The 19171-nt window shown below is 62.1% G+C and carries 20 protein-coding genes; 13 read left to right on the top strand and 7 right to left on the bottom strand.

Features of this window, described 5'->3' with window-relative positions:
• Positions 1-56: 56 nt before the first annotated feature.
• Complete coding sequence (locus AC0L2R_RS27400) at positions 57-356, bottom strand: hypothetical protein (RefSeq protein ID WP_473512639.1); 300 nt, start codon at positions 354-356, stop codon at positions 57-59.
• Between AC0L2R_RS27400 and AC0L2R_RS27405 the strand changes: the two genes are divergently transcribed.
• The 5 genes from AC0L2R_RS27405 to AC0L2R_RS27425 all read left to right on the top strand — a co-directional run bounded on the left by AC0L2R_RS27405 (position 328) and on the right by AC0L2R_RS27425 (position 4078).
• Positions 328-1452: an N-acetylmuramidase domain-containing protein gene (locus AC0L2R_RS27405; protein ID WP_473512640.1), complete on the top strand. Its 1125-nt coding sequence runs from the start codon at positions 328-330 to the stop codon at positions 1450-1452. The two genes, AC0L2R_RS27400 and AC0L2R_RS27405, sit on opposite strands and share 29 nt — an antisense overlap.
• Positions 1452-1745, top strand: a complete 294-nt coding sequence (locus AC0L2R_RS27410) for a hypothetical protein (protein WP_473512642.1) — start codon at positions 1452-1454, stop codon at positions 1743-1745. Before AC0L2R_RS27405 ends, AC0L2R_RS27410 begins: the two co-directional genes overlap by 1 nt.
• A gap of 212 nt (positions 1746-1957) precedes the next feature.
• Positions 1958-2410: a hypothetical protein gene (locus AC0L2R_RS27415; RefSeq protein ID WP_287149507.1), complete on the top strand. Its 453-nt coding sequence runs from the start codon at positions 1958-1960 to the stop codon at positions 2408-2410.
• 66 nt (positions 2411-2476) lie between these two features.
• Positions 2477-3067: a hypothetical protein gene (locus AC0L2R_RS27420; RefSeq protein ID WP_473512643.1), complete on the top strand. Its 591-nt coding sequence runs from the start codon at positions 2477-2479 to the stop codon at positions 3065-3067.
• Between the two features lie 129 nt (positions 3068-3196).
• On the top strand, positions 3197-4078 hold the full coding sequence (locus tag AC0L2R_RS27425) for an ATP-dependent DNA ligase (RefSeq protein ID WP_473512645.1): 882 nt from the start codon (positions 3197-3199) through the stop codon (positions 4076-4078).
• A 3-nt stretch (positions 4079-4081) separates the two neighbouring features.
• On the opposite strand, the gene AC0L2R_RS27430 is transcribed toward AC0L2R_RS27425, so the two are convergent.
• On the bottom strand, positions 4082-4336 hold the full coding sequence (locus AC0L2R_RS27430; RefSeq protein ID WP_473512646.1) for a hypothetical protein: 255 nt from the start codon (positions 4334-4336) through the stop codon (positions 4082-4084).
• A gap of 89 nt (positions 4337-4425) precedes the next feature.
• Between AC0L2R_RS27430 and AC0L2R_RS27435 the strand changes: the two genes are divergently transcribed.
• Positions 4426-4740 carry a hypothetical protein gene (locus AC0L2R_RS27435; RefSeq protein ID WP_473512647.1) on the top strand — a complete coding sequence of 105 codons (315 nt, stop codon included), beginning with the start codon at positions 4426-4428 and terminating at the stop codon, positions 4738-4740.
• A 274-nt stretch (positions 4741-5014) separates the two neighbouring features.
• Here the strand turns inward: AC0L2R_RS27435 and AC0L2R_RS27440 are convergent, their stop codons facing one another.
• Both AC0L2R_RS27440 and AC0L2R_RS27445 read right to left on the bottom strand, forming a co-directional pair.
• A complete protein-coding gene (locus tag AC0L2R_RS27440; RefSeq protein WP_473512648.1) occupies positions 5015-5299 on the bottom strand; it encodes a DUF3892 domain-containing protein in 285 nt (94 codons plus the stop codon).
• A 425-nt stretch (positions 5300-5724) separates the two neighbouring features.
• Positions 5725-6084, bottom strand: coding sequence for a thermonuclease family protein (locus AC0L2R_RS27445; RefSeq protein ID WP_473512649.1), 360 nt, complete (start codon positions 6082-6084; stop codon positions 5725-5727).
• A 308-nt stretch (positions 6085-6392) separates the two neighbouring features.
• Here AC0L2R_RS27445 and AC0L2R_RS27450 point away from each other — a divergent pair, with 308 nt between their 5' ends.
• The 7 genes from AC0L2R_RS27450 to AC0L2R_RS27480 all read left to right on the top strand — a co-directional run bounded on the left by AC0L2R_RS27450 (position 6393) and on the right by AC0L2R_RS27480 (position 17518).
• Positions 6393-7061: a protein-L-isoaspartate O-methyltransferase family protein gene (locus AC0L2R_RS27450; RefSeq protein WP_473512651.1), complete on the top strand. Its 669-nt coding sequence runs from the start codon at positions 6393-6395 to the stop codon at positions 7059-7061.
• Positions 7062-7247: 186 nt separating this feature from the next.
• Positions 7248-8648 (top strand): TolC family outer membrane protein, encoded by a 1401-nt coding sequence (locus AC0L2R_RS27455; RefSeq protein WP_473512652.1) that lies wholly within the window; start codon positions 7248-7250, stop codon positions 8646-8648.
• Positions 8649-8862: 214 nt separating this feature from the next.
• Positions 8863-9792, top strand: a complete 930-nt coding sequence (locus AC0L2R_RS27460) for a PopZ family protein (RefSeq protein ID WP_473512654.1) — start codon at positions 8863-8865, stop codon at positions 9790-9792.
• A gap of 364 nt (positions 9793-10156) precedes the next feature.
• Positions 10157-12940, top strand: a complete 2784-nt coding sequence (locus AC0L2R_RS27465; protein ID WP_473512655.1) for a valine--tRNA ligase — start codon at positions 10157-10159, stop codon at positions 12938-12940.
• A 449-nt stretch (positions 12941-13389) separates the two neighbouring features.
• The gene (locus tag AC0L2R_RS27470) at positions 13390-14658 is read left to right on the top strand and encodes an OmpP1/FadL family transporter (RefSeq protein WP_473512657.1); all 1269 of its coding nucleotides are present in this window, start codon (positions 13390-13392) and stop codon (positions 14656-14658) included.
• A gap of 312 nt (positions 14659-14970) precedes the next feature.
• The gene (gene ilvD / locus AC0L2R_RS27475; RefSeq protein ID WP_473512658.1) at positions 14971-16695 is read left to right on the top strand and encodes a dihydroxy-acid dehydratase; all 1725 of its coding nucleotides are present in this window, start codon (positions 14971-14973) and stop codon (positions 16693-16695) included.
• Entirely contained in the window at positions 16682-17518 is an 837-nt protein-coding gene (locus tag AC0L2R_RS27480; RefSeq protein WP_023802582.1) for a tetratricopeptide repeat protein, read from the top strand. The genes ilvD and AC0L2R_RS27480 overlap by 14 nt, the downstream gene beginning before the upstream one ends.
• Positions 17519-17586: 68 nt before the next feature.
• Here the strand turns inward: AC0L2R_RS27480 and AC0L2R_RS27485 are convergent, their stop codons facing one another.
• The 3 genes from AC0L2R_RS27485 to AC0L2R_RS27495 form a co-directional block, all read right to left on the bottom strand.
• On the bottom strand, positions 17587-17877 hold the full coding sequence (locus tag AC0L2R_RS27485) for a hypothetical protein (RefSeq protein WP_473512660.1): 291 nt from the start codon (positions 17875-17877) through the stop codon (positions 17587-17589).
• Between the two features lie 98 nt (positions 17878-17975).
• On the bottom strand, positions 17976-18770 hold the full coding sequence (gene xth / locus AC0L2R_RS27490; RefSeq protein ID WP_473512661.1) for an exodeoxyribonuclease III: 795 nt from the start codon (positions 18768-18770) through the stop codon (positions 17976-17978).
• A 7-nt stretch (positions 18771-18777) separates the two neighbouring features.
• The gene (locus tag AC0L2R_RS27495) at positions 18778-19170 is read right to left on the bottom strand and encodes a VOC family protein (RefSeq protein WP_473512663.1); all 393 of its coding nucleotides are present in this window, start codon (positions 19168-19170) and stop codon (positions 18778-18780) included.
• Position 19171: the final 1 nt, after the last annotated feature.

Genomic DNA, 19171 nt, shown 5'->3' on the forward strand with positions numbered 1-19171 from the left:
GTTACGCCTTAAGGCTGCAATTTTAGGTGCAGGCTACCGGGACGAGAGATGAAGGTTCACGTGAACAGAAACTCGCTGGTGCGGCCGCTGGCGATATGGGTCACCCGTAGCCAACTGCCACTCCCGGCGCGGCCGGGCTCAACCGGCCGGGTCGCGGCTGACTTGGCGGCCTGAACATCGCTGTTGGATTGGACTTCCGTGCTTTTCAGCACGGCGTCGCCTTCCATCGTCTCGACCTTGAAATTTCCCATCGGCACCTCCGCGGCGCCGACCATACCCAAAATCCGAAACCGCACAACCTGCCCGCGAGGGCGGAAAGGAACCTCCATGTTCGATGCTTCGACGCTGCGCGCCATCGGCGAGCTCGCCGATCGCCTCAAATGCCCGGCCGCCGCGCTGCAGGCCGTTGCCGAGGTCGAGAGCAACGGCCAGGTCTTCGCCCTGGTCAAGGGCAAGCAGGAGCCGCTGATCCGTTTCGAGGGCCATTACTTCGACGCGCGGCTCAAGGCTGCGGACCGCGCCGCCGCCCGCGCGCAAGGGCTGTCCAGCCCCAAAGCCGGCGCGGTTAAGAACCCGTCGTCTCAGGCTGCCCGCTGGGTGCTGTTGACGCGCGCGACGAAGATCGACCGGCAGGCCGCACTCGAATCGATCTCGATCGGCCTTGGCCAAGTGATGACGGCGCATTGGAAGAAGCTCGGCTTCGGCAGCGTCGACGACATGATCAAGCTCGCCCGCAGTAGTGCCGCCGGCCAGATCGACATCATGGCCCGCTACATCGACAAGTTCGGCCTCGCCGACGAGCTGCGCCGGCTGGATTTTTCCGCCTTTGCTCGCGGCTATAACGGGCCGGCCTACAAGAAGCAGGGCTATCATCTGAAGATGGCGGCTGCTTACAGGCGCCTCAGCGGCGGTGTGCAGCTCGTCTCGGCCTCCACCGGCATGCTGCGCATGGGATCGAGCGGTGCCCAAGTGCGTGCGCTGCAGACGCTGCTGGTGCGCGCCGGCTACGCGGTCCGGGTCGATGGCGATTATGGCCCGTCGACGCGCGACGCCGTGCGCGACTTCCAGAAGACGCAGAAGGTGACCGCCGACGGTGTTGCCGGGCCGGAGACCTTGCGCCGCCTCGATGCCTGGAAACAGGCGCCGGAGGAGGAGCCTGGCAAGCAGGGGGTCACCGAGACGCCGGAGGCCAAGGAAGGGCTTGGCGGGCTGGTTGGCGGCGCCGGCGTCGAAGTCGCCCGGCAGGCCGTGGACCAGGCCGCAGAAAAGACCTCGTGGATACCGGGGCTCGAATGGATCTCCGGCATTCTTTCGGTGATCGCCGTCCTGCTCGTGCTCGGCGGTCTCGCGTGGATCGCCTGGGGATGGTGGAAGAGCCGCCGCACCGACGAGGGCGACATCGATCCTGACGGCGCCACCGAGGCGGCCGCAACCGATCCGGTGCTGGCCTGATGGGCACCATCATTGGGCTTGTTGCCGGTCTGTTCGGCGTGAACCGAACGCTGGCCGGCATCATCGCCATCGGCGCGGCCGTCGTCGTCGCCTCGGGCGCGGCGTGGGGCGTCTATGCCACCATCAAGCACAAAGGCGCGGAAGAAGTCCGCGACCAGATCCAGAAGGACAATCAGGATGCGATTAACAAGGGCGTTGAGGCCAGCCGCTCTCATGATGAGTGCATTGACGCTGGCGGGGTGTGGGACTTCCGGCGTCAGCGGTGTTCCCGCGCTACGCTTGGCCCTCGGTAGCAGCCTGGCTGGCGCACAAGGCAAGACGATCGGGGATCAGAATCGGATCGATCGCACGATGGCGCCAGGCTGCGCCATCGGTTTTTACAAGCCGGACGAATGCGACCGGCATAGCAAGGCCAGCGCCGGGCGGCGCACCGAGCTGAAGCGCTCATAATCAGACATGCAATTCAGAAAAGGGTTGGGGACCAGTGCTGGACGAGGATGCCGATATGCCGAACGCTTCGCAGAAGATTGCCGAAAACGTGCTGCTCCTTGCCGTGGCGAGGATATCGATGGCGCTAGCGCTGCCGATGATCGGTTTTATCACATGGGTTACCGGCCAGTGGCTGGAAAGCAAGTTCGACGCGCAGGATCAGCGCATTGTCGCGCAGAGCACCGCTTCTGAAAACCAATCGAGGATAACGACCGCCCGCGTCGAAACAGCGGAGAAGACCGCGCAATCGGCTATCACCCAGGCCGGCGAGATCAATGGGCGGCTGATCAGCGTCGAGACCAAGCAGACGCAGGAGAGCGCGGCGGCCGACAGGTTCCAGAGCGCCACGCTGACCCGGCTCGATAGGGTGCAGGACAGCATCGTCGGGCTGTCGAACGCGGTGGCGGCGCTCACGGCAACGCTTCAGGCTGTCGCCGAAGAGAGAAACCGATCACCGCCGGCGCGCTGACTTTGCCGCCTAGAATGATCCGCGCCCGGCGGTTCCGGGCAATATCCCGTTCTTTAGAGGTTTAGCATGAAAACCGTCACATTGACCAAAAAGGTCGAAGCCCAACAGTATGTGCCTGGCAAGGGTGCGCCTGACGGATGTGTGCGATCGCATCCCGAGGTTCACTGGTCGCATGGCCGCGAACTGATCTACTTCACATTCGCCAACCTTAGGCCCGAACACTGGCTCGGAGCGGCAAAACTCACCGAGGAACCCCCGAAAGCCGAAGGTGGGATATTCGCGGAGGGCTATTGCCGCTTCACCGGCTCTGACGGCTCGGTGTGGTGGCGCAAGGCGCTCAACTTCCGAATCTGGTCGGTCAAATCGGAAGCCAGCGCGACACGAAACCACAAGGCGGTGTTCCTCGACGAGAGCGATGACGCCATGGTCGACCTGTTCAAAGACTACGTTGTGATGTCGGAATGGGTGAAGGAGCCAGGTGATGAGGCGATGTTCACCAATACCGTTGAGTTCCGCGAGATTGATGGCTCATACGGGCGCGGGTACCGCCCGCACTACCTGTCGCCCGGAGACTGGCTGACCAGCGAAAAGACGGACGGCAAGACCATCTACAAGGTGCTGAAAAACGATGAGTTCGAGCGGCTCAAAGCCGCATAGTGGTCGAAATCAAAATGGCCCGTCGCTCCGAAAAGCGGCGGGCCTTTTTTGCGTTTTGAGTCGAATTTTTCGTATCCTCGGAACCGAATGCCTAGCTACCGCTTGAGTCGCGTTCGTGTGGAGTAGCGTATGCCAAAGGGCAAGGGCCGGCTGACCTTCGTACCGCCGATGCTGCCGACCCGGGTGCCGGATCCGCCTTCCGGTGGTGACTGGATCCACGAAGTCAAGCTCGACGGCTACCGTTCGCAAATCGTCATCAACGGCGACGATGTGCGCATCTACACCAGGACCGGCATCGATTGGTCGAGCAAGTTTCGCGACCTAGTCGAGGCCGCCAGGGCCCTCGGCCTGGACAACGCCATCATCGACGGCGAAACGATCGTCACCAACGAGGCCGGCCTGCCCGACTTCGCCGCCCTGCAGAAGGCGATCACACAGCGCCAGCATGCTCTCTATCTCGTCGCCTTCGACCTGCTCTACCTCAACGGCCAGGACCTGCGCGAGCTCGGCGTCGAGGAGCGTCGCTATATCCTGCAAGGGCTGATCAGGCCGGGCGAGCGCATCCAGTTCAGCGAGGCGATGCCGGGAGAATCGGATGCGCTGTTCTACCTGATCGACAAGGCGGGGATGGAAGGCATGGTTTCGAAGCGCCGCGGCAGCAAGTACCGCAGCGGCGAAACCAGGCAATGGCTGAAGACCAAGAGCTTTGTCGTCAGCGAGCTAGAGCTGCTCGGCGTGCAGCGCGAGAGTGGCAAGGCGGCGTTTGCGCTGCTGGCCGAGCCCGACACAAGGCGATATGTCGGCTCTGCCTTCATCACCCTGCCGCTGGATATCCGCGAACGGCTGTGGAAGCGGGTCCAGGAACACGCCGGCCCGCCGCCAAGGGGCATGAAGAAGCGGCCGGCGACGCAGTGGGTCAAGCCTGGTGTCAAGCTGCGCATCAAGCATCTACGTGGCGACCACAGCCACATACGCCATGCATCGCTGCTCGGCTTTACCGATGAGGAATAGCAGTCAGCCGGCGAACAGGTGCTTGGAGCCAGTCGTCACCATCCAGTTTGCCCGGTCGATATGGCTGCGAACAGCGTTGCGCGCGCGGACCGGTTCTTGAACTGGGTCGATGCCGAGGATGCGCTCGGCCATCTCCTCTATGCTGGCATTGTCGGCGCAGTAGTCGAGGATCTTACAATAGATGGTGAAATGCTCTCTGTCGTAAGCCGTGATGGAGTCATCTGACCAGGGAACTTCTTCAAGTAGTCCAGGTTTCATGTGTCGAACATGCCTTTCCATGCGCACCGGCCAGAGGCGCGATTGCTGATGATGATGGGCCCTCTCCAAGCTGGGATGATGGCGCGGGCTTGGCATTCGTCAAGGGCCAGCGCTATATCGACCGGATGGCGAAAGGCTGGACACTACAATCATTGATCGATGGCAAGATGCGGCTCATCGCGTTTTGCCACAATCCAAAATGCCACCACAATCAGGCGCTCGACCTGGAGGCGATCAAGGCCAAGCTCGGCCCTGACGCGCCGGCGATGTCGGATGATCTCATTCCAAAGCTGAAATGCGCCAGGTGCGGCGGCAAGCAGGTCGGCCTGACCTACACTCCCGACTACGACGGGATGAAACGCGTGGACGTGAATGCTTATCGGAAGCCGAGGGAAGGGCGATGACTGCGCCCAGAAAGCGCTCAGATACGAGCCGAAAGCGCTCAGTTTCAGGGGGAATAGCTGGGCACAAACGGCACAAAAAAGCCCGGAAATGCGCCATTACTGCGGTTTGAACGCTCGTTTACACCGAACATGTCGGAAGTCACGCCTTAGATGAATCGAGGCGGCTGGCGTCATCGCTGGCCGTCGGCATGATTGCACGATGAGCTTTATGCCGCTCAGCAAGCCCTTGAATGGGCGTTGGAGCCGAGCGGCATAAAGTCGCCTTACGCCATGCTCAAGGGCACTCAGGAAGGCTCAGGAGATTGTTCGGCTCCTTCCCATCCCTTTCCGTCTTGAGATATTTGTTGCCGTACGGACTAACGGCGACCACGACGTCAACTTGGGTGAGAATGGTTTTTCCGACATGAAATGCCCACTCTTGCCGTTCGATTTTCCCGATGGCGTCATCAAGGGTAAGCTTCCACTGCTTACCTTGAAAACCGCCTACGTGAGTGATGGCGTGGTATGGGTCAAGGCGAGGGTTTTTATTGATGCATGAGATTTCAGCAGACTGCGTCATTGTGTAGGCTTCCTGTAGATTGTGCCACAGGAAGGCTTGACGGATGCACCGGTAGGTTTAGTTTGGTGATCGTTCTCATGTGCCTAGCCGTCCTGTGGCTTGGTTGCATTAACGGCGGTGACTGCGAATCACCGCCGTTCTCAACTTTAAGGCTAAATCAACCTGAGAGTCTTCCGTTTGGGGTTTACCACACGTTTTTTTGTTCTTCTTTCGTTTCCATGGCGAAGCAAATTGCAAGGGCGATTCTGGCGCCGGCTTGGGGATCGTCAACTCTGGCGCGCCGCATAGGCTTCCTCAATCGCCAGCATGGCCTCTCGGCGGCTTGGTGACTTCCCAGACCCGTGAGGGCCGCCCCAAGCTGTAAACCATCCCCATTGCGGTTCATGGAAGCCTGGCGCAACCAGATATATCCGACCGATGTAGCGTCAATCGCACCACGACCGGCGCTTGCCCGTCCACGGCCGCGCCAGGCCTTCGCCGATCATGATCTCGCCAACGTCGCGACCGTCGACCTCGATCGTCGCCAGCGTCCGGCCATAGCGGTCCGTTAGCCGGCCACTATTGGGATCGCCGGGATGCACGGTCACGGGACCGCTCGCCAGCAACTCGATCATCCGATGCTTGGCAACCAGGCCGAGCCGCCGTTCAGCATCGCAGTGAAAGTCGAGGATCTCCGGCGCATCAATGTTTGCGATGCGGATGCGGCTGCCATTGAGGGCGATTGTATCGCCGTCGACCGCGACGAACGAGCCAGAGAGAAGGGCGGCTGCAAGAAGGATGTTCATTTGGCGTCCTGGTTTAGCTTCGTGATTCGGATGGTCTTGTGGGCCCCAGATAGCGCGAAGGTGTGGCACTCTGCTGCAGAACTCTATGATTGACGGTAGGATTTGACTCTGCCACACCCTGCGCTAATAGGATGGAATTCAAGGGAACGAGGGCTCCGGGCGAGGCCTCCAGTTGCCCAAGCTCCCGCGCACCAGCGCCAGGGGGCTTGAGTTCCAGTCGACATGAGCCGCGATCTTGGCGCGGCAAGCGGATCGATCTTGGGCGGATTGATCTTGAACAGGTTGGTCTTGGGCGGATTGGTTGGAACATGAGCGCTGATTTTGCCGAACGTCGGGTAAAAATGGTCGACGGCCAGGTCCGCACCACCGACGTAACCAGCGCGCCGCTGCTCGAAGCGATGCTTGTCGTGCCGCGCGAGGCCTTTGTCGCTCCCGATCAGCGCGATCTGGCCTATATCGACGAGGACATCCGCATTGCCAATACCGCGGACGGCCCGCGCTATCTCATGGAGCCTTCGCCGCTGGCCAAGCTGATGCAACTGGCCGAGATTGGCCCTGGCGATTCGGCGCTCGATGTCGGCTGCGGCACCGGCTATGCGGCGGCGATCCTGTCGCGGCTGGCAAAGTCCATCGTTGCGCTGGAAAGCGATCCGGCATTGGCCGAGACCGCGATGTCGACGCTTTCGGCGCTGGGCTGCGACAATGTCAGCGTGGTCAAGGGACCGCTGCCGGAAGGCCATGCCGCGGGAGCGCTCTACGATGTCATTTTCATCGGCGGCAGCGTCGAGAAAGTGCCGGAACCGCTGCTCGACCAGCTTGCGGATGGCGGTCGGCTCGTCGCCGTCGAAGGGCAGGGGAATTCGGGCGTGGCCCGATTGTTCCTGAAAACAGGGGGGGTCGTAACCGGAAGAGGCGCCTTTAATGCGGCAATTAAGCCACTACCGGGATTCGATCGTATTCGTGCGTTCGAGTTCTGAGTGATTTTGGCTTGCAGCAAAGCCGTTGTCATGTTCGCTTGCGCTTGAACAATTGTTGCTGATCCGCACAACCGGGGTGTTCTTTTGGGGGCAGACAGCAGGGAACCTGAAACACACGGCGCCGGCTGCTCGAATGGGAGAAGCCGGCGCGGTGTGGTTCCCATGCAAAACGAATGAGGGAATAACGTGCCGTCTTTACGAAAGAGTCTTTTTGCCGCCGTCCTCTTCTCGGCGACCGCGCTTTCTCCGCTAGGCGCCTCGGCGGAAACCATTCTCGGTGCACTTTCAAAAGCCTATCAGAACAATTCCCAGCTCAATTCGGCCCGCGCCGGCGTCCGCGTCACCGATGAGGGCGTTGCCATCGCCAAGTCCGGCTGGCGCCCGACCATCACCGGTTCCGCGAACATCGACTTCTCCAGAAGCCATTTCGACCCCCGTAGCGGGCCGGGTCGAGACCTTTCGTTAACCACCGGCAACTTCGGCGTCCAGATCGACCAGACCCTGTTCGACGGCTTCCAGACCAGGAACAACGTCGCCGCCGCCGAAGCGCAGGTCCGCGCCTCGTTCGAGAGCCTGCGCAACACCGAAGAGAATATTCTGTTCAATGCGGCAAGCGCCTATATGGACGTGATTCGCGACCGCCAAGTGGCGGTGCTGACGGAGCAAAACCTGCAGTTCCTGACCGAGCAGGCGCGCGCCGCGCGTTCGCGCTTCGAGGTCGGCGAAGGCACGCGCACCGACGTTGCGCAGGCCGATGCCGAGCGCTCCTCCGCTGTGGCGGAACTGGCGGCCGCCCGCGCGCAGGCGCTGGCGAGCGCTGCGACCTATCGCCAGATCGTCGGCGACGAGCCAGGCAGGCTCAGGGCCGCTTCGCCGCTGGCGAAGCTGTTGCCGTCGAACCTCGATGCGGCTATCGCGATTGCATCCATCGAGCACCCGGCCATCCTCGCCACCCAGCACCTGGTCGACGCGGCGGCGTTTTCGGTGAAATCGGCCGAAGGCGCGCTGCTGCCGCAGCTTTCGGCTTCCGCCGGCGTTTCCAGCGCCTATCGCAGAACGGCTCCGGGCTCCGCCGATACGGGGCAGGACGGCACAACCAATTCGGCCAGCATCGGCGCCACCTTGACCATACCGATCTATTCGGGCGGGCGGACGTCGGCGATAGTACGTCAGAACAAGGAATCGCTCAGCCAGGCCCGGATCGAGGTCGATGTCAGCCGCGACACCGTGCGGCAGGCCGTGACCTCGGCGTGGACGCAATATACCGCCGCTCAGCAAACCGTGGTGGCCAACAGGCAGGTGATTGCCGCCGCGCAGCTTGCCCTGAGCGGCGTCATCGAGGAGCGCAACGTCGGCCAGCGCACCACGCTCGACGTTCTCAACGCGCAGGCCACGCTCATCACCGCCAAGATCAATCAGGCCAGCGCCGAACGCGATTTGGTGGTGGCGAGCTATGCCATCCTGTCGGCTATCGGTCATCTTTCGGTCGAGCGTCTCGCCCTTCAGGTGGTGAAATACAGGCCCGAAGAGCATTACAATGCGGTCAAGGACAAGTGGTTCGGCCTGCGCACGCCAGACGGCCGCTGATCCCCTCACCAGTTTCAACTTCCGTCCAGTTTCAAGCTATTTAGAGCCCGCGCGTCCAAAAGGTCGCGCGGGCTCTAATCTGTTGAAATCCAACATGCCCTCAGATTGGGGATTCTCGTAAGGCGATCCGTGGGTTACGCTGTTGCCATGATTCGAATCCGGCCTTGGCCGGACAGGAAATCTGCAACGAGTCACAAGGGCGGCGGATGTGACGATGGCGACGGCAAGCAGCTTACAGCGCGAACCTTCCATGGAGGAGATACTGGCTTCCATCAGGAGGATCATCGAGGACAACGACACAGGCCGCAAGCAGCCGGACGATACGGACGACTTGCTGCAGGATCTGACGTCGGTAGCCGTGCCGGCACCGGCGGTAGCTATGCCGGCACCGGCGGCAGGCGAGGCGCCGCCGGAGCCAGGCAGGGCGCCGCCAGCGGCAGGCGGGGCGCCGCCGGAGGTAGGCGCGTTTCGCGCCGAGTTGCGTCCGGGATTCGACGCCAGGAGGCCGGCCGCGCTGACCGAGGTGCAGGCGCAAGCGTCGGCTGTCGAGCCTGTCATCGCGCGCGTGGAGCCGCCGGTGCGGTCCGATCCGGCTCCGGTCAAATCGCCCGTGACGCTTGCTGGTGACAGGGTCGCGGCCGAAGCGGCCCCGGCCGCCAAGCCGGAGCCGAATGCGCCTGCGACGGCAAGGGTTGCGGAGACGACCGACAGTATCGTTGCCGGGTGGCGGCGTGATATCGCCGCAATTAGCGAAGCGAAGACCGCGGCCAAGCCGGACAGGACCCCAGACAGGACAGAGCTGCGACAGACGCCGGATGCCGAACCGAAGGCCGAGATTTTCGAGCACGCAGCCGAACCTGCTTTCGAGCCGGCCCCGCCGCGGAGCGGGTTGGCGCGCCCGGCGACGAGCGAGGCACCGTCCTCTCGTCCGGCGATCCTTTCCGAACATACCGGCCGGCAAGTTGCCGCCGCCTTCGGCGAGCTTTCCGATGCGTTCGCCAGCCGCAGCAAGAAAACCTTCGACGAGATGGCCGAGGAGATGCTGAGGCCCATGCTGCAGGACTGGCTGGACAACAATCTGCCGACGCTGGTCGAGCGGCTGGTACGCGAAGAAATCGAACGCGTAGCGCGCGGCGCGCAGTAACCGGCAAATCGCCGAAGTCGGCGCCGCCCCTCATCTGCCTGCCGGCATCTTCTCCCCGTATAGGGACGGGGAGAAGGGGCCGGCCGCAACCTTGGCGCACTTTCTGCAACGCTGGAAATTGGCGAAATCTTTTGCGATGTGTCTTTCTCCCCGTCACTGTAGGGGGAGAAATGCCCGGCAGGGCAATGAGGGGCAGCGCAAACCTCTAAGCGATTGCCCTGCGACGCTCACTTCTGCAAGTTGCCCGATCTGCCCAGGCGCTATTTGCTGGCATGGCCGTCTGCCGCTTGCTTGCGGTTGACTTGGCCAAAACCTTCCGATTTACACCGGACCAGCAAAAACCCGACAGCCCGGACGCCTTCCCATGCTCGAAAAAACCTACGACGCAAAAATCGTCGAGCCGAAGATCGCCAAAGTCTGGGAGGAGGCCGACGCGTTTCGTGCCGGCGCAGGCGCCGAGGAGGGCGCGGAAGCCTTCACCATCGTCATCCCGCCACCGAACGTCACCGGCTCGCTGCATATGGGCCATGCGCTCAACAACACGCTGCAGGACATTCTGGTGCGCTTCGAGCGCATGCGCGGCAAGAACGTGCTGTGGCAGCCCGGCATGGACCACGCCGGCATCGCCACCCAGATGGTGGTCGAGCGCCAGCTTATGGAGAAGCAGATCCACCGACGCGACCTGACGCGCGACGAGTTCATCGAGAAGGTCTGGGAGTGGAAGGCCGAATCCGGCGGCGCGATCTTCAACCAGCTGAAGCGGCTGGGGGCCTCGGCCGACTGGAGCCGAGAGCGTTTCACCATGGACGAGGGTCTGTCCAGGGCGGTGCTCGAAGTGTTTGTCACCCTCTACAAGGAAGGCCTGATCTACAAGGACAAGCGCCTTGTGAACTGGGACCCGAAACTGTTGACTGCGATTTCCGACCTCGAGGTCGAACAGCAGGAGGTCAACGGCAATCTCTGGCATTTCCGCTACCCCGTCGAGGGCGAGGTTTTCGATCCGGAAAATCCAAAAACCTTCATCACCGTGGCGACGACGCGGCCCGAGACGATGCTGGGCGATACGGCGGTGGCGGTGCATCCCGACGACGAGCGTTTTCGGCATCTGCTCGGCAGGAACCTCGTCCTGCCGATCGTCGGCCGCAAGATCCCGGTGGTGGCGGACCAATATTCCGATCCGGAGAAAGGCAGCGGCGCGGTCAAGATCACGCCGGCGCATGACTTCAACGATTTTGAGGTCGGCAGGCGCCACAAGTTGCCGGCCATCAATATCCTCACCGTCGAGGCGGCGGTCGCGCTCACCGACAATGACGACTTTCTCGCCGGGCTGGAGGTAACGCCCGAGCGTCAGGCCGTCTGGGATGAGCTCAACGGCCTCGATCGTTTCGTCGCGCGCAAGAAGATCGTCGAGCTGATGGAGGCGGGCGGCTTCCTCGAAAAGGTCGAGCCGCATCGCCATGCCGTGCCGCATGGCGATCGCGGCGGCGTGCCGATCGAACCGTTCCTGACCGAACAATGGTATGCGAACGCGGCGGAGCTCGCCAGGCCGGCGATCGCCTCGGTGCGCGAGGGCCGCACCAGGTTCGTGCCGAAAAACTGGGAGAAGACTTATTTCGACTGGATGGAGAACATCCAGCCCTGGTGCATTTCGCGCCAGCTCTGGTGGGGACACCAGATCCCGGCCTGGTACGGGCCGGACGGCCGCATCTTCGTCGAGAAGACCGAGGAGGAGGCGCTCGCCGCCGCAATCGAATATTATCTGGCGCTGGAAGGGCCGTGGAAGGCCTGGGTCGAGGACAAGCTCGAGAATTTCAAGCCGGGCGAGATCCTGATCCGCGACGAGGATGTGCTCGACACATGGTTTTCGTCGGCGCTGTGGCCGTTCTCGACGCTCGGCTGGCCGGACCAGACGCCGGAGCTGAAGACCCACTATCAGACCGACGTGCTGGTAACCGGCTTCGACATCATCTTCTTCTGGGTCGCTCGCATGATGATGATGGGCCTGCATTTCATGGGCGAGGAGCCGTTCCACACCGTCTATGTCCATGCGCTGGTGCGCGACAAGAACGGGCAGAAGATGTCGAAGTCGAAAGGCAACGTCATCGACCCGCTCGATCTCATCGACGAATATGGCGCCGACGCATTGCGCTTCACGCTGACGGTGATGGCCGCGCAAGGGCGCGACGTGAAGCTCGATCCGGCCCGCATCGCCGGCTACCGCAATTTTGGCACCAAGCTGTGGAACGCGACGCGCTTCGCCGAGATGAACGACGTCGCGAGGAACGACGATGTCTGGCTGAACGACGCCAAGCTGGCGGTCAACCGCTGGATCCTGACCGAATTGACGCGCGCGGCGCGCGAAATCACCGACGGCATCACCACATACCGGTTCAACGACGCTGCGACTGCTGCCTACCGCTTCGTCTGGAACCTGTTCTGCGACTGGTACCTGGAACTGTTGAAGCCGGTGTTCATGGGCGCGGACGAGGCTGCCAAGGCCGAGAGCCGGGCTTGCGTCGCCTTCGTGCTCGACGAGATCTACAAGCTGCTGCATCCGATGATGCCGTTCATGACCGAAGAGCTGTGGGCTGAGACAGCAGGTGAGGGCAAGGAACGGCCGTCGCTGCTTTGCCATGCCGCGTGGCCGTCGCCCGACTTCGAGGACGAGGCAGCGGCCGCCGACATCAACTGGCTGATCGACCTGGTCTCAGGCATCCGTTCCGTGCGTTCGGAAATGAACGTGCCGCCGGCGGCGATCGCGCCGCTGATGGTGATCGGCGCCAATACCGAAACCCACGAAAGGCTTGAGCGCCAGGCATCGGCCATCAAGCGACTGGCGCGGGTCGGCGACATCTCGCTTGTCGATACGGCGCCCAAGGGCTCCGCCCAGATCGTGCTCAACGAAGCCACCATCTGCCTGCCGCTCGGCAGCCTGATCGACCTTGCCGCCGAGGCGGCGCGGCTGCAGAAGGAATTGGTCAAGGTGACCGAAGAGATCGCCCGCCTGCACAAGAAGCTGTCCAACGACAAATTCGTCGCCAACGCGCCGGAAGATGTCGTCGAAGCCGAGCGCGAAAAACTCGCCGAGTATCGCGAGGCGCAAGAGAAGCTTTCGGTGGCGCTGACACGCGTGCGCGACGCCGGTTGACCCATCTGTGGTATTTGAGAACCGAGTTGGCTGAGGAGCGGATTTGCCAAACCGGCTTCCGCTTTCTAAGCCCGGATATATCGGCCTGATGCTCAGGATTCGCGAGTTCTGCGAACGCGCTTTTCGGGCGGCTTCCTGCACGAAAAATAGGCATTCCGCAGGGTAAATCTTGACGTAAACGGAATGTTTTAGCCCCATTGTTGCCATAATGTAACAATGGGGCGTCGCCTTCGCAAAACGGGCGGTTTTTGCGCCGTCCGGGGGCGTTTTTCCGAGTTTTTTGCTCGATTTGCAGCCAAACGGGCCATTTTCCGGCGCTCCGGTGAAGCTGTCACCCTGTCTGAAATGCGGTCGGCGAAGGCGTACATGTACGCATCGAGAATTCGTTGTTGCGCCGTTAACTCGAATTGGTTCTAGCTTAGTCCATTCGTACTAGGGGAGGGACATTCATGAACAATTTGCGTCGGAAAGCGCTGCTGGGGGCGGCGTGCTTTTCGCTGGCTTTGATCGGGACGGCGCATGCCGGCGGCCTTGAGCGCGGCGGCTACAACATCGACCTGCTTTTCGATCCGGCGCCTGTCGCCGGAGAGCTTTCGGGCACCTATGTGATGCCGGAACGGAAGATCAAGAATGCCGTAGACACGGATACAAGTAGCGCATTTCCACCGCCCGTTACTGGTCGTGGCGGTGGCGATTTGAACTCTCGGTCCGGTTCTGCCGATGATTCGGAGAGCTATTTTGTCCCCCGCATGGGAATTAAGGTCGGAGTCGGGGACCACCTCGATTGCATGGGCGATTATTCACAGCCTTGGGGGATCCATTCGGCCCCCGGTCTGAATTGGGCAGGTGCCAACAGCAATATCGAAACCAAGATCGAAAGCGAAAATTTTGCAGCCACCTGCTCCTACAAGATGGATGCGGGCAAAGGCCAGTTTCGCTTCATTGGCGGTGTGTTCTACCAGGATATCAGTGGCTTCAAGGAGCGGCTGGTCCAGGATTTTACCGGCTTTCCTGTACCCTTCACCGGCGTAGGTCGGATCGACCTCGAAGGCAACGGGGTTGGCTGGCGCATCGGCGCCGCTTATGAGATTCCGGAAATCGCGCTCCGTGCCAGCTTGGTCTACAACAGCGAAGTTGATTTGGGAGACGTGACCGGGGACGTCGATCTTACACAGATCCCTGGCCGGGGTGTAATTCCTGTGATCGGTACGGCGAGCATGCCGCAGTCGGTCGAGTTCAAGGTCCAGTCGGGTATTGCTCCGGGCTGGCTTGCGTTCGGGTCGGTGAAGTGGGTCGACTGGAGTGTGCTGCAGATTGTCAATTTCTGCGCTGTCGGCGCTCCGGTTGCCTGCACCTTCGGAGGCCCGAGCTTCGTCACGTCTCTGGATCTGCTCTATCGCGACGGATGGACCGTATCCGGCGGTATCGGCCACAAGTTCAACGATCAGTGGAGCGCTGCAGCGACGCTTACCTGGGATCGCGGAACGACCACGGGCTTGAGCACCCAAACCGATACCTGGACGGTTGGTGCCGGCGCGTCTTTCTCGCCCACCAAAAACGTCGAACTCCGCTTTGGCGGTGCCATCGGCATCCTGACCAGTGGTTCGGTCGGAGTGGTCCGTGACGAGGCCGGCATTCCTCACGGCACCGACGTTTCATACGATTTCGGCGACGATCTCGTGACCGCCCTTTCAGCTTCCTTCAAGGTCAAGTGGTAAGTTACTAAAATTAAACGTCAAAAAAGGCCGGGCACTGCCCGGCCTTTTTTGCCGAATCGGCTTTTTGGCCGGCGGTCCCAAGCCGATGGCATCAGTCCGTCGCTGCAACGACGCCGCTTCCCCTGCCTCTCGCGATCGTGATGTTTTGGCAACAGTTTCTGAACAACCCTCGCGCCACAACGGCGCCCGCCGACATTGCCTACTTCCCGCCATAAACCCGGCGCACCTCGAATGCGTCCCAGGGCATGCCAAAAGGCTCGGCTATGGGGCAGGTCGCGCCGCAGGTCGCATCGCCCGGGGCAAGGGAAGAGAATGAACGCCAGAGTCATCTCCAAGGCCAAGCTGCCCAGCCGCTATGTGACCGTCGGTCCGGCGCGTGCGCCGCACCGCTCCTATCTCTATGCGATGGGCTTGTCGGCGGCCGAGATCGCGCAGCCGCTGGTCGGCGTCGCCAGCTGCTGGAACGAGGCGGCACCCTGCAACATCTCGCTGATGCGCCAGGCGCAGGTGGTAAAGAAGGGCGTTGCCGCGGCCAACGGCACGCCACGTGAATTCTGCACCATCACCGTCACGGACGGCATCGCCATGGGCCACCAGGGCATGAAATCGTCACTGGTGTCGCGCGAGGTCATCGCCGATTCGGTCGAACTCACCATGCGCGGCCATTGCTACGATGCGCTGGTCGGCCTTGCCGGTTGCGACAAGTCGCTGCCCGGCATGATGATGGCCATGGTGCGGCTCAACGTGCCGTCGATCTTCATCTATGGCGGCTCGATCCTGCCCGGTTCCTACAAGGGCCGGCAGATCACCGTGCAGGATGTGTTCGAGGCCGTCGGCCAGCACTCGGTCGGCACGATCGGCGACGCCGAACTCCTCGAAATCGAGCAAGCCGCTTGTCCGTCGGCCGGCTCCTGCGGCGCCCAGTTCACCGCCAACACCATGGCCACCGTCGCCGAGGCCATCGGGTTGGCGCTGCCCTATTCCTGCGGGGCGCCGGCGCCCTATGAGATGCGCGACCGCTTCAATTTCGCCTCCGGCGAAAAGATCATGGAACTGATCGCAAAAAATATCCGCCCGCGCGACATCGTCACTCTGAAAGCGCTGGAGAATGCGGCGACCGTCGTCTCGGCCACCGGCGGCTCGACCAACGCGGCGCTGCATTTGCCGGCGATCGCCCATGAGGCGGGGATAAAGTTCGACCTGTTCGACGTCGCCAGGATCTTCGAGAAGACGCCTTATATCGCCGACCTGAAGCCGGGCGGCAAATATGTCGCCAAGGACATGTTCGAGGCCGGCGGCATTCCGCTCTTGATGAAGACGTTGCTCGACCACGGCTATCTGCATGGCGACTGCCTGACCGTGACCGGCCGCACTTTAGCCGAAAATATGGAGCACGTTGCCTGGAATGGTAGCCAGGATGTGGTCCGTCCCGCCAACCGACCAATCACCCGAACGGGTGGCGTCGTGGGCTTGAAGGGAAACCTTGCCCCCGAAGGCGCGATCGTGAAGGTCGCGGGCATGTCGGAGCTTAAGTTCTCTGGTCCGGCGCGTTGCTTCGATTCGGAAGAGGAATGTTTCCAGGCGGTTACGGATCGCAGCTACAGCGAAGGCGAGGTCCTCGTGATCCGCTACGAGGGACCGCGCGGCGGTCCGGGCATGCGCGAAATGCTGTCGACGACGGCGGCTCTCTATGGCCAGGGCATGGGCGGCAAGGTGGCCCTCATCACCGACGGGCGTTTTTCGGGCGCGACACGCGGCTTCTGCATAGGCCATGTCGGGCCGGAAGCCGCCGTAGGTGGCCCGATCGGGCTGCTCAGGGATGGCGACTTGATCGCGATCGACGCGGTGAACGGCACCATCGAGGTGGCGCTGTCCGACACCGAACTGGCGACCAGGGCAAAGGCATGGAAGGCGCGCGCGACCGACTATCAGTCGGGCGCGATCTGGAAATATGCACAAACGGTAGGGCCTGCCCGCGACGGGGCGGTCACCCATCCCGGTGGTGCGAGAGAAACACATTGTTATGCGGATATCTGAGTTGCTGAGGCTGTCTGTCTTTTCGGCACTGGTCGCGATCGCCACTTTTGGCGCGACCTTGGGCGCCGCAGGCCAGGCCATGGCCTTCGACGACAAGGTATTCGACGACAAGACCGGCGTGAAGCCGCAGTCGAGCCCGTGGGCGGTGTTCCAGTTCGGCTTCTCCGCCTACAAGAACGGCCGCAAGGAGCAGGCTGCTGAGGCTTATAAATACGCGGCCGAAAACGGCCAGATCGGCGCCACCTGGAAGCTTGCGCGCATGTATGCCGAGGGTGACGGCGTCGAGCGCGACGACTACGCGGCGTTCAAGTTCTTCAGCGAGATCGTCGACCAGGACGTCGAGCCCGGTTCGCCGGAAGAGAGCTATGTCTCGGACGCGCTCGTGGCGCTCGGCGACTATCTGAGGAAGGGCATCCCCGGCAGCCCGATCAAAGAGAACGAGGTGGCGGCCCAGGAGTACTACATGCGCGCCGCCGCCAACTACCGCAACCCGAATGCCCAGTTCGAGATGGGCCAGATCTTCCTGAACGGCAAGGGCGGCGTCAAGGCGAGCATCAAGCAGGCCGGACGCTGGTTCCAACTCGCTGCGGAAAAGGGCCATGCCGGCGCGCAGGCGACGCTCGGCCACCTGCTCTTCCAGAGCGGCAAGATCGTTCGGGGGCTGGCGATGATGACCGCGGCGCTTGAACGCGCCGCGCCTTCCGACCAGCCATGGATACGCGGCATGCAGGAAGAGGCGTTTGCCGCCGCGGGCGAGGCCGACCGCCGCACCGCGATTTCGCTGGCCGACGACATCCTCACCAAGGGTGGCGGCGACCGGTAGTCGCGAAACCAGTCAGACTGGGTCAATAGTCAGGAAGAGTGGGGATCTCGAAAAGAAAAAAATCGAGATCAATTCTCAGTCGGTTGCGTTGGAACGGGACTGGACTCCGGCGTTGAAATCGGCGTGGCCGGCGGCGCCGACGTGGTTTTAGGACAATCGTCGCGGATCCTTGTCCATGACGTGTTGTTGAGCACCATGTCGCAGCGGGCGAGATGGCTCCGACCGGAAAGCGTCAGGCAGGCGACCTGGCCGATCTGGAATGATGTTCCGTTGGCCAGGCATGCAGGATCGGCAAGCGCCGGCGTCGCCGCGAGGGCGAGCGCGGCGGCACATGGGCAAATCGCAAACCTGATCGTCATCCTGAACCCCAGCCGAACCCGGATTGCAGCGGAAACCCCGATTGTGGCGATATGACGGTCTATCAACCGGCAATCCGGCGGTTCGCGCCCCGAAATGATCAGATTGGCGCAAAACCCAGTTCGATGGCCACCGGCACGTGGTCCGAGGGTTTTTCCCAGGCGCGCACGTGCTTTTCGATCGAGACCGAGGAAAAGCGATTGGCGGCCTCGGGCGAGAGCAGCAAGTGATCGATGCGGATGCCGTTGTTCTTCTGCCAGGCGCCGGCCTGATAGTCCCAGAACGTAAAAATGTCCGTCGAGTCGGTGACCGCGCGCACGGCTTCGGTGAAGCCGAGGTTCTTCAGCCGGCGGAACGCCTGCCTGGTCTGCGGCTGGAACAGCGCATCGCCGAGCCAGTTCTCCGGAAACTTCGCATCGATCGGTTCGGGGATGACATTGTAATCGCCGGCCAGCACCAGCGCCTCTTCGAGCACGAGCCTTTCCTCGGCCCAGCGCTCCAGCCGCGCCATCCAGGACAGCTTGTAGGAGAACTTCTTCTCGTCATCGATCGGGTTGCCGTTCGGCAAGTAGAGCGAGGCAACGCGCAACGCGCCCTTGTCGGTCGAGAACACGCCCTCGATGAAACGCGCCTGATCGTCGGCATCGTCGCCCGGCAGGCCCCTGATGACCTCGTCGAAGCGGAGCTTCGACAGGATGGCGACGCCGTTGAATCCCTTTTGGCCATAGATTTCGACGTTGTAGCCAAGCGCCTCGATCTCGGCCCGCGGAAACTGCTCGTCGACCGTCTTGATCTCCTGCAGGCAGGCAATGTCGGGCGCGCTTTCCGTCAGCCAGTGGGTCAAATTGCCGATACGGGCCCGAACGCCATTGATGTTCCAGGTGACGATTTTCATGACGGCCTCATTGCTGCTCGGGCGGATGGCGTTCGACGAGGCCGATCGTATTGCCTGCCGGATCCTTTAGAAAGGCCATCCATTCGCTTTCCCCCGCCGGCCCGAACAGGCCCTCGGTATCGCGGTGGACGAGCATCGGCGGCGCAGTGAAGGGGACGCCGGCGGCTTTTGCCGAGGCGTGGAAATCGTCAAGGCCCGAAATGTCGAGATAGACGGTGCCGGCCGGCAGGCCATCGGTGAACAGCAGCCGCACATCGCCGGCCATGATGAAGGCGATGCCAGGCGGATCGAAGCGCACGTGCACGGCCATGCCAAGCACGTCTTGCCAGAACGCCAGCGTTGCATCGAGATCGCGCCCGGCTGAAAGCGCGACCTGACGGACCGCGCCAATGGTAGGCATT

The sequence above is a fragment of the Mesorhizobium sp. WSM4820 genome, assembly GCF_055811075.1.

Coding starts and splice junctions, on each gene's coding strand:
- AC0L2R_RS27470 (WP_473512657.1), top strand. CDS start 13,390: ATGAACAATTTGCGTCGGAAAGCGCTGCTGGGGGCGGCGTGCTTTTCG.
- AC0L2R_RS27420 (WP_473512643.1), top strand. CDS start 2,477: ATGAAAACCGTCACATTGACCAAAAAGGTCGAAGCCCAACAGTATGTG.
- AC0L2R_RS27440 (WP_473512648.1), bottom strand. CDS start 5,299: ATGACGCAGTCTGCTGAAATCTCATGCATCAATAAAAACCCTCGCCTT.
- AC0L2R_RS27495 (WP_473512663.1), bottom strand. CDS start 19,170: ATGCCTACCATTGGCGCGGTCCGTCAGGTCGCGCTTTCAGCCGGGCGC.
- AC0L2R_RS27410 (WP_473512642.1), top strand. CDS start 1,452: ATGGGCACCATCATTGGGCTTGTTGCCGGTCTGTTCGGCGTGAACCGA.
- AC0L2R_RS27445 (WP_473512649.1), bottom strand. CDS start 6,084: ATGAACATCCTTCTTGCAGCCGCCCTTCTCTCTGGCTCGTTCGTCGCG.
- AC0L2R_RS27450 (WP_473512651.1), top strand. CDS start 6,393: ATGAGCGCTGATTTTGCCGAACGTCGGGTAAAAATGGTCGACGGCCAG.
- xth (WP_473512661.1), bottom strand. CDS start 18,770: ATGAAAATCGTCACCTGGAACATCAATGGCGTTCGGGCCCGTATCGGC.
- AC0L2R_RS27485 (WP_473512660.1), bottom strand. CDS start 17,877: ATGACGATCAGGTTTGCGATTTGCCCATGTGCCGCCGCGCTCGCCCTC.
- AC0L2R_RS27415 (WP_287149507.1), top strand. CDS start 1,958: ATGCCGAACGCTTCGCAGAAGATTGCCGAAAACGTGCTGCTCCTTGCC.
- AC0L2R_RS27480 (WP_023802582.1), top strand. CDS start 16,682: ATGCGGATATCTGAGTTGCTGAGGCTGTCTGTCTTTTCGGCACTGGTC.
- AC0L2R_RS27430 (WP_473512646.1), bottom strand. CDS start 4,336: ATGAAACCTGGACTACTTGAAGAAGTTCCCTGGTCAGATGACTCCATC.
- AC0L2R_RS27425 (WP_473512645.1), top strand. CDS start 3,197: ATGCCAAAGGGCAAGGGCCGGCTGACCTTCGTACCGCCGATGCTGCCG.
- AC0L2R_RS27465 (WP_473512655.1), top strand. CDS start 10,157: ATGCTCGAAAAAACCTACGACGCAAAAATCGTCGAGCCGAAGATCGCC.
- AC0L2R_RS27460 (WP_473512654.1), top strand. CDS start 8,863: ATGGCGACGGCAAGCAGCTTACAGCGCGAACCTTCCATGGAGGAGATA.
- AC0L2R_RS27400 (WP_473512639.1), bottom strand. CDS start 356: ATGGCGCGCAGCGTCGAAGCATCGAACATGGAGGTTCCTTTCCGCCCT.
- AC0L2R_RS27405 (WP_473512640.1), top strand. CDS start 328: ATGTTCGATGCTTCGACGCTGCGCGCCATCGGCGAGCTCGCCGATCGC.
- ilvD (WP_473512658.1), top strand. CDS start 14,971: ATGAACGCCAGAGTCATCTCCAAGGCCAAGCTGCCCAGCCGCTATGTG.